Here is a 16,555-nt window from a genome sequence, read left to right as displayed (position 1 = left end):
CGAACCTGCCCCACCCAGTACTCCGGGTCGGTCACCTCGCCGGTCGACGTGGTCGCGATCGGAATCCCCGGCTCGTTGAATTCCACGGCGGCCAGAACCTCGCGGAACGCGTCGAGCATCCCGTCCATGCGTGCCGAGTGGAACGCGTGACTCACCTTCAGACGCCGCGTCTTGGCGAACCCCGCCGCCACCGCCTCGACCGCGCTCTCGTCGCCGGAGATGACGACCGCGTCAGGGCCGTTTACAGCGGCCAGCGAAACGCCCTCGACCAACGCTGCACGGACCTGCTCCTCGGAAGCCTGGATCGCCACCATCGCACCACCGGCCGGCAGCGCCTGCATGAGACGACCGCGAGCGGTCACCACCTTGCAGGCGTCCTCAAGAGACCAGACCCCGGCGACGTGCGCCGCGGCCAGCTCACCGATCGAGTGGCCGAGGAGGTGATCGGGGCGCAGACCCCAGGACTCCAGCAGCCGGTACACCGCGACCTCAACGGCGAACAGGGCAGGCTGCGTCCACTGTGTCTCATCCAGGTCGGCGCCCTCGACGTTGCGCAGGCCCTCGATGTGGGCGCAGACCTCGTCATACGCCGCGGCGAAGACCGGGAAGCTGTTGTAGAGACCGCGACCCATCCCCGACCACTGCGCGCCCTGGCCGGTGAACAGCATCGCGGAGCGGCCGGGAGCCACGACACCCGTGATCGTGAGGTCGTCGAGTGCCGCCCGCAGCGAGGTCCGGTCGGCGCCGAGCACGACCGCCCGGTGCTCCGTCGTGGTCCGCGCCGTCGCGAGCGTGACCGCGACGTCGGCCGGGTCGAGGCCGGGCGCCGCGTCCAGGGCGGCGGCGAGCCGGCGGGCCTGCGCGGGCACCGTCGCCGCGGTACGGCCGGACAGCAGCCACGGCACGACCGGCGGTGCGACCCGCTCCGCCGCCGGGGTGGCCACGGCCGGCGGCTCCTCGATGACGACGTGGGCGTTGGTGCCGGAGACCCCGAACGACGACACCCCCGCCCGGCGCGGGCGGTCGGTGGACGGCCACGGCTGCGCCTCGGTCAGCAGCCGGACCGCGCCCGCGGACCAGTCCACATGCGACGACGGGGTGGTGGCGTGCAGGGTGCGCGGCAGCCGCTCGTGCCGCATGGCGAGGACCATCTTGATGACGCCGGCGACGCCGGACGCCGCCTGGGTGTGGCCGAGGTTCGACTTCACCGACCCGAGCCACAGCGGCTCGTCGCGGCCCTGACCGTAGGTGGCGAGCAGCGCCTGCGCCTCGATCGGGTCGCCGAGGCTGGTGCCGGTGCCGTGCGCCTCGACGACGTCGACGTCGGCGGGGGCGAGGCCGGCGCTCGCGAGGGCGGCCTTGATGACGCGCTGCTGGGAGGGGCCGTTCGGGGCGGTGAGGCCGCTGGACGCGCCGTCCTGGTTGACGGCGGAGCCCTTGAGCACCGCAAGGACTGGGTGGCCGTTGGCGACGGCGTCGCTGAGCCGCTCCAGGAGCAGCAGGCCGGCGCCCTCACCCCAGCCGGTGCCGTCGGCGTCGTCGGAGAACGACTTGCAGCGGCCGTCGGCGGCGAGGCCGCGCTGCCGGGAGAAGCCGATGAACGTGTTCGGGGTCGACATGACGGTCACGCCGCCGGCGAGGGCGAGGCCGCATTCGCCGCGGCGCAGCGCCGTCGCCGCCAGGTGCAGCGCGACCAGCGACGACGAGCAGGCGGTGTCGACGGTGACCGCGGGTCCTTCGAGGCCGAACGTGTAGGCGATCCGGCCGGAGGCGATGCTGGGTGAGCTGCCGTTGCCGACGTAGCCTTCCATGCCTTCGGGAATCTCGCGGAGGCGGGCGCCGTAGTCGTTGTACATGACGCCGACGAACACGCCGGTGCGGCTGCCGCGCAGCGTGGCCGCGTCCAGGCCGGCGCGTTCGAACGCCTCCCACGCCGTCTCCAGCAGCAGCCGCTGCTGCGGGTCCATGCCGAGCGCCTCTCGGGGTGAGACGCCGAACGGGGCGGGGTCGAACTCGTCGGCGTCGTAGAGGAAGCCTCCTTCGCTGCCGTACGAGGTGCCGCGGTGGTCCGGGTCGGGGTGGAACAGGTTGTCCAGGTCCCAGCCGCGGTTGTCCGGGAACGGTCCGATGGCGTCGCGGCCGTCGGCGACGAGCCGCCACAGGTCCTCGGGTGTCTGGACGCCGCCGGGGTACCGGCAGCTCATCGCGACGATCGCGACCGGCTCCTGCGCCCGGTCCTCGACCTCCTTGAGCCGCTCCCGGGTCCGGTGCAGATCAACCGTCACGCGCTTGAGGTACTCGCGCAGCTTGTCTTCGTTCATCGGTGACCGGACCTTTCTGAAAGCGATGGGCGTCGCTACGACAGACCGAGGTCGTTGTCGATGAACGCGAAGATGTCGTCGTCGCTGGCCGAGTCGAGGCGTTCAGCGACGCCCGCCCCGGAGCCGGCCCCGCGGTCGGTGAGCTTCGTGAGCAGCAGCTGCAGCCGGTCCGTGAGCCGGTCCCGGGTGTCGTCGTCGATCGCGTCGACCGCGGCCTCGAGTTCGTCGAGGACGGCGAACGGCGCGTCGGCGTCGTCCTGGACGAGCTGGCCGAGGACGTGCCCGGCCATCGCGTCCGGCGACGGGTAGTCGAACAGCAGCGTCGCCGGCAGCCGCAGCCCGGTGGCGGCGGCGAGCCGGTTACGCAGTTCGAGGGCGGTGAGGGAGTCGAAGCCGAGCTCGAGGAACCCGCGGTCCGGCTCGACCGCGTCCGGGCCCGGGTACCCGAGGACGACCGCGGCCTCGGCCCGGACCAGGTCCAGGAGGGTGCGCTGCCGTTCGGCGCTGCTCAGCCGGGCCAGCCGGGCGGCGAGGGTCTCCACCTCGGCGGCGGCCGGTCCGGCGGTGACGGCCTGCCGGGCGGGGCGGCCGACGAGGCCGCGCATGATGGCCGGCACCGCCTCGGTCCCGGCGGCCGCCCGGATCGCGTCGACGACGAGGCGGGCCGGGATGAGCACGGCCTCGTCGACGACGCAGGCGACGTCGAACAGGGCGAGCCCCTCGGCGTGCGACAGCGGGGCGAGCCCGCCGCGGGCCATCCGCCGCAGGTCGCCGCCGTCGAGCTTGGCGGTCATGCCGTTGCCCTGCTCCCACAGGCCCCAGGCGAGCGACAGCGCCGGGAGGCCGGCGGCGCGGCGCTGGTGGGCGAGGGCGTCCAGGAACGTGTTCGCGGCCGCGTAGTTGGCCTGGCCGGTGCCGCCGAACGTGCCGGCCATCGAGGAGAACAGCACGAACGCCGACAGCGGCAGGCCGCGGGTGAGCTCGTCGAGGTTGAGGGCGGCGTCGACCTTCGGCCGCAGGACGGTGTCGACCTGCTCGCGGGTCAGCGCGGACACGACCCCGTCGTCGACGACCCCGGCGGTGTGCACGACGCCGGTGAGGGGCCGGTCCGCGGGGATCGCGGCGAGCACCGCGGCGAGGGCGTCCCGGTCGGCGACGTCGCACTCGGCGATCGTCACCTCGGCGCCGAGGTCGAGCAGCGCCTGCCGCAGCCCGGCGGCGCCCTCGGCGGCTGGGCCGCGGCGGCTGGTGAGCAGCAGGTGCCGGACGCCGTGCTCGGCGGCGAGGTGCCGGGCGATGAGACCGCCGAGGTCGCCGGTGCCGCCGGTGATCAGGACGGTGCCCTTCGGGTCCCACGTCGCCGACGGGGTCACGCCGGGGGTGGCGGCGACCCGGGCGAGCCGCGGCACGTGGACACCGCCGACGCGGACGGCGACGTTGCCTTCGCCGCAGGTGAGGGCGGCGGGTAGCGCGGCGTATGAGACGTCGCGGTCGTCGAGGTCGAGCAGGACGAACCGGTCGGGGTTCTCGGTCAGCGCGGACCGGACCAGGCCCCACACCGGCGCCCAGGCGAGGTCGTCGACGGTGTCACCGCCGGTGCTGTGGGTGACGAACACCAACCGGGACCCGGTGAACCGCTCGTCGGCGAGCCACCCCTGGACGAGGTCGAGCGCCCAGTAGGTGGCGTTGCGGGCCCGCGCGGCCATGTCGGCGCCCTCGGGCCGGTCCGCGCAGGAGACGATGGCCCGGTCGGGGACCGGCGCGCCGGCGGCCACGGCGTCGCGGAGCGCGTCGAGGTCCGGGTAGGTCTCGACGGCGGCGCCGGTGGCGCCGAGCGCCTTGACGAGCTTGACCGGGTTGAGCCCGAGGACCGCCCAGCGCTGCCCGGTGTGGTCGCGGGCCGGCCCGACCGGGTTCATGACCATGTCGACCCGGAACAGCGAGTCGTGGTGCTGCGAGCGGGCCGCCTTCACCTGACCGGCGGTGACCGGGCGCAGGGCGAGCGCGCCGATCGCCGCGAACGGGCGGCCGGTCTGGTCGGCGAGGTCGACGGCGACGGTGTCGGCGCCGCTGCCGGTGAGCCGGACCCGCACGGCGGTGGCCCCGACGGCGCTGAGCGCCACCCGCTCGAACGAGAACGGCAGCACCCCGCGCCCGGCGACGCCGTCGGCGAACGCCAGGGTGTGCAGGGCGGCGTCGAGCAGCGCCGGGTGCAGCAGGAACCGGCCGGCGTCGGCGCGCTCGGAGTCGGCGAGGGCGGCCTCGGCGTAGACGACGCCGTCGCGGCGCCACACCCTGTGCAGCGCCTGGAACGCCAGCCCGTATTCGAACCCGGCGTCGGCGAGGGTGTCGTAGAGGCCGCCGATGTCGACGGGTTCGGCGCCCGCGGGCGGCCACTCCGTGAAGTCCGGGGCGTCCCAGGTGCGGGCGGCGGCGACGCGGCCGGTGGCGTGCGCGGTCCACGTGTCGTCGGTGCCGCCGGCGTCGCGGGAGTGCACCTGGACCGTGCGGGTGCCGAAGCCGTCGGCGGGACCGACGGTCACCTGCAGCTGCAGCGCGCCGGGCTCCGGCAGGACCAGCGGCGCCTGCAGGGTGAGCTCCTCGATCCGGTCGCAGCCGACGGCGTCGCCGGCGGACAGGGCGAGCTCGACGAGGGCGGTGCCGGGCAGCAGGACGGTGTCCATGACCCGGTGGTCGGCGAGCCACGGCTGGTCGGCGATCGACAGCCGGTTGGTGAAGAGGTGCCCGCCGGTGTCGGCGAGGGGGACGCCGGCGCCGAGCAGCGGGTGCCTGACCGTGTCGAGGCCGAGCGCGGCGGGGTCCGCGGCGTCGGCGGGGGCGTCGAGCCAGTACCGCTGCCGCTGGAACGGGTACGTGGGCAGGTCGACGCGGCGGCCCCCGGCTAGCAGCCGGGTCCAGTCCGGCGACCAGCCGGTGACGTGCATCTGGGCGACGGCGGTCATCAGCGTGAGCGGCTCGTCGCGGCCCTTGCGCATCGCGGGGACCCCGTCGACCATCGCCGACAGCACCCCGTCCGGACCGACCTCCAGGAACCTCGTGACACCCTTCGCCATCAGGCATTCGAAGGCGTCGGCGAACCGGACCGTCCCGCGGACCTGCCCCACCCAATACTCCGGGTCGGTCACCTCGCCGGCGGACGTCGTCGCGATCGAAATCCCCGGCTCGTTGAATTTCACAGCGGCCAGAACCTCACGGAACGCATCGAGCATCCCGTCCATCCGCGCCGAATGGAACGCGTGACTCACCTTGAGCCGGCGCGTCTTGGCGAACCCCGCCGCGACCGTTGTGACGGCGTCCTCGTCGCCGGAGACCACGACCGCGTCCGGGCCGTTGACCGCGGCGATCTCGACACCGTGGACCAGCTTGTCGAGGACGTCCTGCTCGGACGCCTGGATCGCGACCATCGCACCGCCCTTCGGCAGCGCACCCATCAGCCTTCCGCGGGCCTCGACCACCTTGCAGGCGTCCTCCAGCGACCACACCCCCGCAACATGGGCGGCGGCCAACTCACCGATCGAGTGACCGAGCAGGTAGTCGGGGCGCAGGCCCCAGGACTCCAGCAACCGGTACACCGCCACCTCAACCGCAAACAGCGCAGGCTGCGTCCACCGTGTCTCATCCAGCAGGTCACCCTCGACGTCCCGCAGACCCTCGATGTGCGCACACACCTCGTCATACGCCGCAGCGAACACCGGGAACGTCTCGTAGAGACCGCGACCCATCCCCGACCACTGCGCACCCTGACCCGTGAACAGCATCGCGTTTCCGCCGTCGCGGACCCGTCCCCGGACCTGCGCGTCACCGAGCAGCACCGCCCGGTGCTCGAACATCGACCTGCCAGTCGCCAGGGAAAATCCAACGTCCATCGGATTTTCGGTAACCTCACGCAGCCTGGACACCTGGCCGTCGAGGGCATCCGCGGTGCGGGCCGACACCGGCCACGGCACCAGCGGCAACACGGCGCGCGAGCCCGCCGCGGCGATCACCGCGGGCGGCTCCTCCACGATCACGTGGGCGTTGGTCCCGGAGATCCCGAACGACGAGATCCCGGCCCGGCGCGGCCGGTCGCTGGCCGGCCACGGCCGCGCCTCGGTGACGAGCTCGACGGCGCCGGACGACCAGTCGATGTGCGGGGAGGGCGCGTCGACGTGCAGGGTGCGCGGCAGCGTCCCGTGGCGCAGCGCCAGGACCATCTTCATCAGCCCGGCGACGCCGGACGCGGCCTGGGTGTGGCCGAGGTTCGACTTCACCGACCCGAGCCACAGCGGCTCGTCGCGGTCCTGCCCGTAGGTGGCCAGGATGGCGTGCGCCTCGATCGGGTCGCCGAGGCTGGTGCCGGTGCCGTGCGCCTCCACCACGTCGACGTCGCCGGGGCGCAGCCCGGCGTCGGCGAGCGCGGCCCGGATGACCCGCTGCTGCGCCGGACCGTTCGGAGCCGTAAGGCCGTTGGAGGCGCCGTCCTGGTTGACCGCACTGCCGCGGATGACGGCCAGGACCGGGTGGCCGTTGGCGACCGCGTCGGAGAGCCGCTCGACCAGGAGCAGGCCGACGCCCTCGGCCCACCCGGCGCCGTCCGCGGACGCGGAGAACGCCTTGCACCGCCCGTCGGGCGACAGGGCCCGCTGCCGGCTGAACTCGACGAACGTGTCGGTCGAGGAGATGACAGTGACCCCGCCGGCGAGGGCGAGGGTGCAGTCGCCGCGGCGCAGCGCCTGCATGGCGAGGTGCAGCGCGACCAGCGACGACGAGCAGGCAGTGTCGACGGTCAGCGCCGGTCCTTCGAGCCCGAACAGGTACGCGATCCGGCCGGACGCGACGCTGCCCGCGCTGCCGAGGGCGAGCTGCCCCTCGAAGCCTTCGGGCGCGACGTGCAGCCGGCAGACGTAGTCGTGGTAGTTGGAGCCGACGAAGACGCCGGTGCGGCTGCCGCGGGCGGCGGCGGGGTCGATCCCGGCGCGTTCGAACGCCTCCCACGCCGTCTCCAGCAGCAGCCGCTGCTGCGGGTCCATGGCGAGGGCCTCGCGCGGGGAGATGCCGAAGAACGCGGGGTCGAAGGCGGCGGCGTCGTGCAGGAAACCGCCTTCGCGGGTGTAGAAGGTGCCGGACCGCTCGGGGTCCGGGTCGTAGAGCCCGTCGAGGTCCCAGCCGCGGTCGGTGGGGAACGGGCCGACGGCGTCGACCTCGTCGATGAGGACCCGCCACAGGTCCTCGGGGCCGGCGACGCCGCCGGGCAGCCGGCAGGTCATCGCGACGATCGCGATCGGGTCGTCGTCATCGGCCGCCCGCACGGCGGCGGTCTCGGGTGCCGGGGTCTCGCCGCCGACGAGCTCCCCCAGCAGGTGCCGGGTGAGGGCCGTCGCGGTCGGGTGGTCGAAGACGAGCGTCACCGGCAGCCGGAGCCCGGTCGCGGCGCCGAGCCGGTTGCGCAGCTCGACGGCGGTGAGGGAGTCGAAGCCGAGGTCGCGGAACGCCCGGCCGGGGTCGACGGCGGTGTCGTCGGGGAAGCCGAGGACGGCGCCGGCGTGCCGGCGGACCAGTTGCAGCAGCCGCGCCTCCCGTTCGGCGGCGGGGAGCCCGGCGAGCTCGCGGCCGAGCGGGACGCCGGCGGCGTCCTCGGCCGGTGCCGCCTCGGGCAGGTCGCGCAGCGCGGGGCTGGGCCGGGACGCGGTGAACGCGGGCGCGTACCTGGGCCAGTCGACGTCGGCGACGACGACGCAGGTGTCGCCGTCGTCGAGGGCGCGGTGCAGGACGCTGATCGCCTTGCCCGGGTCCATCGGCAGCATGCCCTGGCGGCGGGCGGACTCGCCGACCGCACCGCCGGCGAGGCCGCCGCCGGCCCATACGCCCCAGGCCACGGCGGTGGCGGGCAGCCCTGCGGCGTGCCGCTGCTGCGCGAGGGCGTCCAGGAGGCTGTTGGCGGCGGCGTAGCTGCCCTGCCCGGGGCCGCCGAGGGTGCCGCCGAGCGACGAGAACAGCACGAACGCGGTCAGGTCCAGCTCGCGGGTGAGCTCGTCCAGGTGCAGGGCGGCGTCCGCCTTCGGCGCGGCGACGGCGGCGGCCCGCTCGGCGGTGATGCTGTCGATGACGCCGTCGTCGAGGATCGCGGCGGCGTGGAACACCGCCCGCAGCGGCCGGTCCTCGGGCACGGCCGCGAGGAGCGCGGCGAGGGCGGCGCGGTCGGCGACGTCGACGGCGGCGAGGGTGACGTCGCAGCCGGCGTCCCGCAGCTGCTGGGCGAGTTCGGTGGCGCCGGGGGCGTCCGGTCCGCGCCGGCTGGTGAGCAGCAGGTGCCCGGCGCCCTCGGCGGCCAGCCACCGGGCCAGGTGCGCCCCGATCCCGCCGGTGCCGCCGGTGACCAGCACGGTGCCGTCGGGTCGCCACCGGCCGGCTGCCTGGGTGCCGCTGCCGGCGCGCACGAGGCGGCGGGCGTAGGTCGCGGCGCCGCGGACGGCGACCTGGTCCTCGCCGTCGTGGCCCGTGACGACCGATGCGAGCCTGGCGGCGGTCGCGGCGGTGACCTCCGCGGGCAGGTCGACGAGGCCGCCCCAGCGGTCGGGGTGTTCGAGGGCGGCGATGCGGCCCAGGCCCCACGTCATCGCCTGCAGCGGCGCGGTGACGGCGTCGGCGGCGCCGACCTGCACGGCGCCCCGGGTCACCGTCCACAGTGGAGCTGGGCAGGCCACGTCCCCGAGCGCCTGCAGCAGCGCGACGGTCGCGGTGAGCCCCGACGGCAGCGCGGTGCCGACGTGGCACGGGTGTTCGTCGAGGGCGAGCAGCGACAGGACCCGGTCGGGGGTGGGGTTGCCGTCCAGGGCGGTGCGCAGGTGCGCGGCGGTCGTCGCCCGGTCCGCCTGCGCGGGCAGCGTCAGCACGTCCGCGCGCACCCCGGCGGCGAGCAGCTGGGCGACGAGGTGCTCGGTCCAGGCGCCGACCCGGTCGGCGGCGGGCAGCACGACCAGCCACCGCCCGGCGGGGGTGGCCGGCACGTCGACGGGCTGCCAGCGGATGCGGTACCGCCACCCGTCCAGCGCCGCCCGGCCGGCCTGCTCCCGCCGCCAGCGCGACAGCGCCGGCAGGAGCCCTTCGACGGCGTCGGGCGCCACCGCGAGGGTCGCGGCCAGCTCCTGAAGGTCCTGCTGCTCGACGAGCTGCCAGAACAGGGCGTCGACGCCGTTCCCGGCGCTCATGGGTGGTGGGGCGTCCAGCCAGTACCGCTGCCGCTGGAACGGATACGTGGGCAGGTCGACGATCCGTCGCCCCGCACCGAACGCGGTCGTCCAGTCCACGGCGGTGCCGTGCGCGTGCAGGGTGCCCAGCGCGGTGAGCAGCCGGACGGGTCCGCCGTCGTCGCGGCGCAGCGTGCCGGTGACCACCGCGTCGACCCCGGCGGCGTCGACGGTCTCCTGGATGCCGGGTGTCACCACCGGGTGGGCGCTGACCTCGACGAAGACGGTGACGCCGGCGTCGGCGAGCGCGCGCACGGCCGGCGCGAACTGGACGCTGTGGCGCAGGTTGCGGTACCAGTACTCGGCGCCGCCGACGTCGATGCCGGTGATGTCGGCGCCGACGGTGGAGTGGAACTCGACCCGCGCCGGCCGCGGCGCGACGGGCGCGAGGACCTCCAGGAGCCGGTCGTGGATCGCCTCGACGTGCGCGCAGTGCGAGGCGTAGTCGACCTCGACGCGGCGGGTCCGGACCCCGTCCGCCGCGCACGCGTCGGCGAGCGAGGCGAGCGCGTCGACGTCGCCGGAGACGACGACGGAGCCGACGCCGTTGACGGCGGCGACGCTGAGCCGGTCGGCCCACGGGGCGAGCCGCTCGGTCGCCTGCTCCGGCGGGAGCGCGACGGAGAGCATGCCGCCGCGGCCGGCGAGGACCGACAGCGCCTGGCTGCGCAGCGCGACGACCCGGGCGGCGTCGTCGAGGGTGAGGATCCCGGCGACGCAGGCCGCCGCGATCTCGCCCTGCGAGTGGCCGACGACGACGTCGGGGGTGACGCCGCGGGACGCCCACCACGCGGCGAGGGACACCATGACGGCCCACAGGACCGGCTGCACGACGTCGACCCGGTCGAGGCCGTGCGCGCCGGTGTCGCCGCGCAGGACCGCGGTGAGGGACCAGTCGACGAACGGCGCGAGGGCCGCCTCGCACGCCTCGATCTGCTCCCGGAACACGGGCTCGGCGTCGAGGAGCTCCACGCCCATGCCGAGCCATTGCGACCCCTGTCCGGGGAACACGAACGCGACCTTCCCGCCGGCCCGGATGACTCCTGTGACGGTGGCGGCGGATGGTGTACCGGTGGCGAGCCCGTCCAGCTGCCGCACGATGCCGTCCCGGTCGGTGCCGGCGACGACCGCGCGGTGCGCCAGGGCGGCCCGTGCGCTGAACAGCGTCCAAGCGGCGTCGGCGAGGTCGCCGCCGGTCGCCGCCAGGTGCGCCGCGAGCCGGGCGGCCTGGGCGCGCAGCGCCTCGTCGCTGTGCGCGGACAGCAGGACCGGCACCGCGGCGGGTCCCGCGGCCGCGGCGGGAGCGGCCTCCGGCTCCTCGGCGGCCTCCAGGATGAGGTGGGCGTTGGTGCCGGACACCCCGAACGACGACACCCCGGCGCGGCGCGGGCGGCCGGTCTCGGGCCAGTCGCGGGCCTCGGCGAGCAGCTCCACGGCGCCGGCGGTCCAGTCGACGTGGGTCGACGGCCGCCCCACGTGCAGCGTCCGGGGCAGGGTGCCGTGCCGCATCGCGAGGACCATCTTGATGATCCCGCCGATCCCGGCGGCGGCCTGGGTGTGCCCGACGTTGGACTTCAGCGACCCGAGCCACAGCGCGGTCTGCCGATCCGCGCCGTAGGTGGCGAGGAGCGCCTGCGCCTCGATCGGGTCGCCGAGGGCGGTGCCGGTGCCGTGCGCCTCGACCGCGTCCACATCGGACGCCTCCAGGCCGGCGGCGCGCAGGGCGGCCCGGATCACCCGCTGCTGCGCCGGGCCGTTGGGGGCGGTGAGGCCGTTGGAGGCGCCGTCCTGGTTGAGGGCCGAGCCGCGCACGACCGCCAGGACGCGGTGGCCGCGGGCCCGGGCGTCGCTGAGCCGCTCCAGCACGAGCATGCCGGCGCCCTCGGCGAGGCCCATGCCGTCGGCGTCGTCGGAGAACGCCTTGCAGCGGCCGTCGGCGGCGAGGCCGCGCTGCCGGCTGAACCCGACGAACGCCGCCGGTGACGACATGACCGCGACGCCGCCGGCGAGGGCCAGGTCGCACTCGCCGCGGCGCAGCGCCTGGGCGGCCAGGTGGGTGGCGACCATCCCCGAGGAGCAGGCGGTGTCGACGGTGACGGCCGGTCCTTCGAGCCCGAACGTGTAGGCGATGCGGCCAGACGCGACGCTGCTCTCGGTGCCGATGATGAGGTGGCCCTCGGCGCCGTCGGGGACCTGCTGCAGGCGGCTGCCGTAGTCGCCGCCGGCGGCGCCGACGAACACCCCGGTGGGGGTGCCGCGCAGCGTGGTGTGGTCGATGCCGGCGGCCTCGAACACCTCCCACGCGACCTCGAGCAGCAGCCGCTGCTGCGGGTCCATGGCGACGGCCTCCCGCGGCGAGATCCCGAACAGCTGCGGGTCGAAGCGGACGGCGTCACGCAGGAAGCCACCGTCGCGGACGTAGCTGCGGCCGGGCCGGTCCGGGTCCGGGTCATACAGGCCGTCGACGTCCCAGCCGCGGTCGGTGGGCATCGGGCCGATCGCGTCGCCGCCGTCGCTCAGCAGCGCCCACAGGTCCTCGGGTGACTCGACGCCGCCGGCGAACCGGCAGCTCATGCCGACGATCGCGATCGGCTCGTCGGTGGCGGCCTGGGCGGCGGCGGCCGGCGCGGCGGTGGTCGCGCCGCCGAGCTCCCGGTGCAGGTGCGCGGCGAGGGCGTCGACGTTGGGGTAGTCGAAGATGACGGTCGTCGGCAGCCGCAGGCCCGTGGACCGGGCCAGGGAGTCGCGCAGTTCGAGGGCGGTCAGGGAGTCGAAGCCGAGGTCCCGGAACGAGCGGGTGCCGTTGACGGCGTCGATGCCCCGGTGGCCGAGTGCTTCGGCGGCGCCGGCCCGGACGAGGTCCTCCAGCGCGCCGAGCCCGAGCTGCCGGGCGTCCACCCCGCCGGTGGCGGGCGCGGCGGGCGGGGCGAGCAGCGACGCGACCTCGGGCAGGTCGGCGATGAGCGGGCGGTGCCGGGCGGCGGTGAACAGCGGCGCGAACTGGGCCCAGTCGACGTCGGCGACGACGGCGGTGGCCGGGTCGCGGTCCAGGACGTGGTGCAGGGCGTCGAGGGCGCCGGCGGGGTCCATGAACTCGATGCCGTGCCAGTTCGCCGACGCGCGGACGTCGGCGCGGGCCATGCCGCCGCTCTGCGGGCTCCAGATGCCCCAGGCGATCGACGTGCCGGCCCGGCCGCGGGCGCGGCGGGCCTGGACGAGCCCGTCGAGGTAGGCGTTCGCGGCGGCGTAGGCGCCGTGGTCGCCGCTGCCCCAGACCCCGGCGACGGACGCGTACGTGACGAACCGGTCGACGGTGTCGCGGTCGAAGACGGCGTCGAGGTTCGCGGCGCCGCCGAGCTTCGCCGCGGTCGCGGCCGCCAGGTCGGCGGCGGTGGTGTCGCGGAGCCGGCCGAGGACGCCGACGCCGGCGGCGTGCACGACGGTGCGGATCGGGCCGTGCTCGGCCTCGACCGCCTCGACGACGGCGGCGAGGGCGTCCCGGTCGGCGACGTCGCAGGCGGCGACGGTGACCCCGGCGCCGAGGGCGGTGAGCTCGTCGCGCAGCGCGGCGGCGCCGGGCGCCTCGTCGCCGCGGCGGCTGAGCAGGACGAGGTGGGTGGCGCCGTGCCCGGCGAGCCAGCGGGCGGTCTGGGCACCGAGGCCGGTGGTGCCGCCGGTGACGAGCGCGGCGCCGCGGGGCCGCCAGCCGGCCGGTGCCCCGCCGGCGCCTCTGGTGATCCTGCGCGCGTGGACGGTGCCGTCACGGACCGCGACCTGGTCCTCGGGGCCCAGGAGGAGGCCGGGCACCGGCGACAGGTCGCCGGTGACGTCGATGAGGCCGCCCCAGCGGTCAGGGTGTTCGAGGGCGGCGACCCGGCCGAGGCCCCAGACGGCGGCCTGCATGGGGTCGCGGACGTGGTCGCCGGGGCCGGTGCTGACGGCGCCACCGGTGACGCACCACAGGGGCGCGCCGATGCCGGCGTCGCCGAGGGCCTGCACGAGGGTGAGGGTGTCGGCGACGCCGGCGGTGACGGGCGCCGGGCCGGGCGCCGGGGTCGCGGACGCGGCGAGGGTCGACACGACGCCGGTGACGCCGGTCGCGGCGGCGGCGAGGAGCCCGGTCATCGCCGCCCGGTCGGTGTGCTCGGCGACGGTGAGTGTCCGGACGGTGGCGCCGGCGCGGGTCAGGGCGTCGTGCAGCGCCTGGTCGCCGGTGTGGGTGACGAGCAGCCAGGTGCCGTCGAGCGCCGCTCCGGTCGCGGGGAGGCGCTTCCAGGTCTCCCGGTAGAGCCAGCCATCCACTGTGGAGTCGCGGCGGGTCTGGGTGAGCCAGAACCGGTCCCGCTGGAACGCGTAGGTGGGCAGCTCGACCCGCCGGCCCGGGAGGAACGCGGCCCAGTCCGGGGACCAGCCGGCGACGTGCGCGGCGGCGACGGCGGCCATGAGGGTGGCGGGCTCGTCGCGCCCCTTGCGCATCGCGGGGATGCCGCCGACCAGCGCCGACAGCACCCCGTCGGGCCCGACCTCAAGGAACCTCGTGACACCCTTCGCCTTCAGACTCTCGACGGCGTCAGCGAACCGGACAGTCCCCCGGACCTGCGCCACCCAATAGTCGGGGTCGGTGACGTCGCCGATCGACGTCGTCGCGATCGGGATCTGCGGCGAGTTGAACGTGACCGTGTTCAGGACCGCGCGGAACGCGTCGAGCATCCCGTCCATCCGCGCCGAATGGAACGCGTGACTCACCTTCAACCGCCGCGTCTTGGCAAACCCCGCCGCCACAGCTGAGACGGCTTCTTCGTCGCCGGAGATGACGACCGCGTCGGGACCGTTGACCGCGGCCAGCGAAACACCGTCGACCAGCGCCGCGCGGACCTGCTCCTCGGAAGCCTGGATCGCCACCATCGCGCCACCAGATGGCAGCGCCTGCATGAGGCGACCGCGAGCCTCGACCACCTTGCACGCATCCTCAAGGGACCACACCCCGGCAACGTGCGCCGCCGCCAGCTCACCGATCGAATGACCCAGGAGGAAGTCGGGCCGCAGACCCCAGGACTCCAGCAACCGGTACACCGCGACCTCGACCGCGAACAACGCCGGCTGCGTCCACTGCGTCTCATCGAGCCGTGCGTCGTCCACCTCGACGTGGGCGCGCACCTCGTCATACGCCGCAGCGAACACCGGGAACGCCTCGTAGAGGCCGCGACCCATCCCCGACCACTGCGCGCCCTGACCCGTGAACAGCATGGCCGAAGCGGCCTCGAGGTCGGCGGTGCCGGTGATGACGTCCGGGTCGCGGAGCCCGGCGGCGAGCGCGTCCAGGGCTCGGGTCAGGGCGGCCCGGTCGGCGCCGAGGACGACGGCCCGGTGCTCCAGGTGCGCCCTGGCCGTGGCCCGGGTCCGGGCGACGTCGGCGGCGTCGAGGTCGGGCCGGTCGGCGAGGTGCTCGGCGAGAGCGGCCGCCTGCGCCGGCAGCGCCTCGGCGGTGTCTGCCGACAGGGTCCACGGCAGCACCGGAAGCGACGGCACCACAGGCTGAGCGTCCACGGGTGCGGGAGCCTGCTCCAGCACGACGTGGGCGTTGGTGCCGCTGGCGCCGAACGCCGACACGCCGGCGCGACGGGGCCGGTCGACGGCGGGCCACGGCCGCGCGGCGGTCAGCAGCCGCACGGCACCCGCGGACCAGTCGACCTTCGACGATGGGGCGTTGACGTGCAGGGTGCGGGGCAGGACGCCGTGCCGCATCGCGAGGACGGCCTTGATGACCCCGGCGACCCCGGCGGCGGCCTGGGTGTGGCCGAGGTTGGACTTCAGGGTGCCGAGCCACAGCGGCCGCCGCGGGTCGCGGCCCTGTCCGTACGTGGCGAGCAGCGCCTCGGCCTCGATCGGGTCGCCGAGGGTGGTGCCGGTGCCGTGCGCCTCGACCGCGTCGACGTCGGACGCCTCCAGGCCGGCGTCGGCGAGGGCGGCCCGGATGACCCGCTGCTGCGCCGGGCCGTTCGGGGCGGTGAGCCCGTTGGAGGCGCCGTCCTGGTTGACCGCGGAGCCGCGCACGACGGCGAGGACCCGGCGGCCGCGCTCGACGGCGTCGGAGAGCCGCTCCAGGAGCAGGACGCCGACACCCTCGCCCCAGCCGGTGCCGTCGGCGTCGTCGGAGAACGCCTTGCAGCGCCCGTCGGGGGCCAGGCCGCGCTGGCGGGAGAACTCGACGAACGACTGCGGGACCGCCATGACGGTGGCGCCGCCGACGACGGCCATGCCGCACTCCCCCGCCCGCAGCGAGCGGACGGCGAGGTGCAGCGCGACGAGCGACGACGAGCACATGGTGTCGACGGTGACGGCGGGGCCGCGGGTGCCGAACGTGTAGGCGAGCCGCCCGGACAGGACGGCGGCGGCGCCGCCGGTGAGCAGGTGCCCTTCGACGCCGTCGGGGGCGCCGTCGGGGGCGGCGCCGTAGCCTTGGTGGCTGGCGCCGACGAACACCCCGGTCTCGGTGTCGCGGATGCCGGACGGGTCGAGGCTGGCGTCCTCCAGGGCCTCCCACGTGGTCTCCAGCAGGAGCCGCTGCTGCGGGTCCATGGCGAGGGCCTCGCGCGGGGAGATGCCGAAGAAGCCGGCGTCGAACGCGTCCGCGTCGTGCAGGAACCCGCCGTCGCGGGCGTACGTGCGGCCGGGCCGGCCCGGGACCGGGTCGTAGATGCGCTCGAAGTCCCAGCCCCGGTTGAGCGGAACGCCGCCGACGGCGTCGCGCTCGCCGGCGACGAGGTCCCACAGCGCGTCGGGGCCGGTGACGCCGCCGGGGAACCGGCAGCCGATGCCGACGACGGCGATCGGCTCCCGGTCGCGCTCCTCGAACTCGCGGATGCGCCGGTTGGCCTGGCGCAGGTCGGCCGTCACGCGCTTGAGGTAGTCGCGGAGCTTGTCCTCGTTCGCCATCTCGCTCGGCTCCTCATGACAGCGTGCGGACGCCCGGCGGCCGGGCGGCAC

Annotated in this window: 2 protein-coding genes; both read right to left on the bottom strand. The window is 75.5% G+C overall.

Going from position 1 to position 16,555, the window contains the following annotated elements; genetic code table 11:
* Positions 1-2,321, bottom strand: a 2,321-nt coding sequence (locus AB0J72_RS49750; protein ID WP_363413158.1) for a type I polyketide synthase, incomplete at its 3' end; no start/stop codon positions are given.
* Positions 2,322-2,356: 35 nt separating this feature from the next.
* Entirely contained in the window at positions 2,357-16,504 is a 14,148-nt protein-coding gene (locus tag AB0J72_RS49745) for a type I polyketide synthase (protein WP_363413156.1), read from the bottom strand.
* Between the last annotated feature and the right edge of the window lie 51 nt (positions 16,505-16,555).

Origin of the sequence: Dactylosporangium sp. NPDC049742 (assembly GCF_040674675.1) — a bacterium.
Taxonomy (GTDB): Bacteria; Actinomycetota; Actinomycetes; order Mycobacteriales; family Micromonosporaceae; genus Dactylosporangium; species Dactylosporangium maewongense.
Note: the sequence above shows the minus strand (reverse complement) of the source record. Positions and strands in the feature narration are given on the sequence as shown.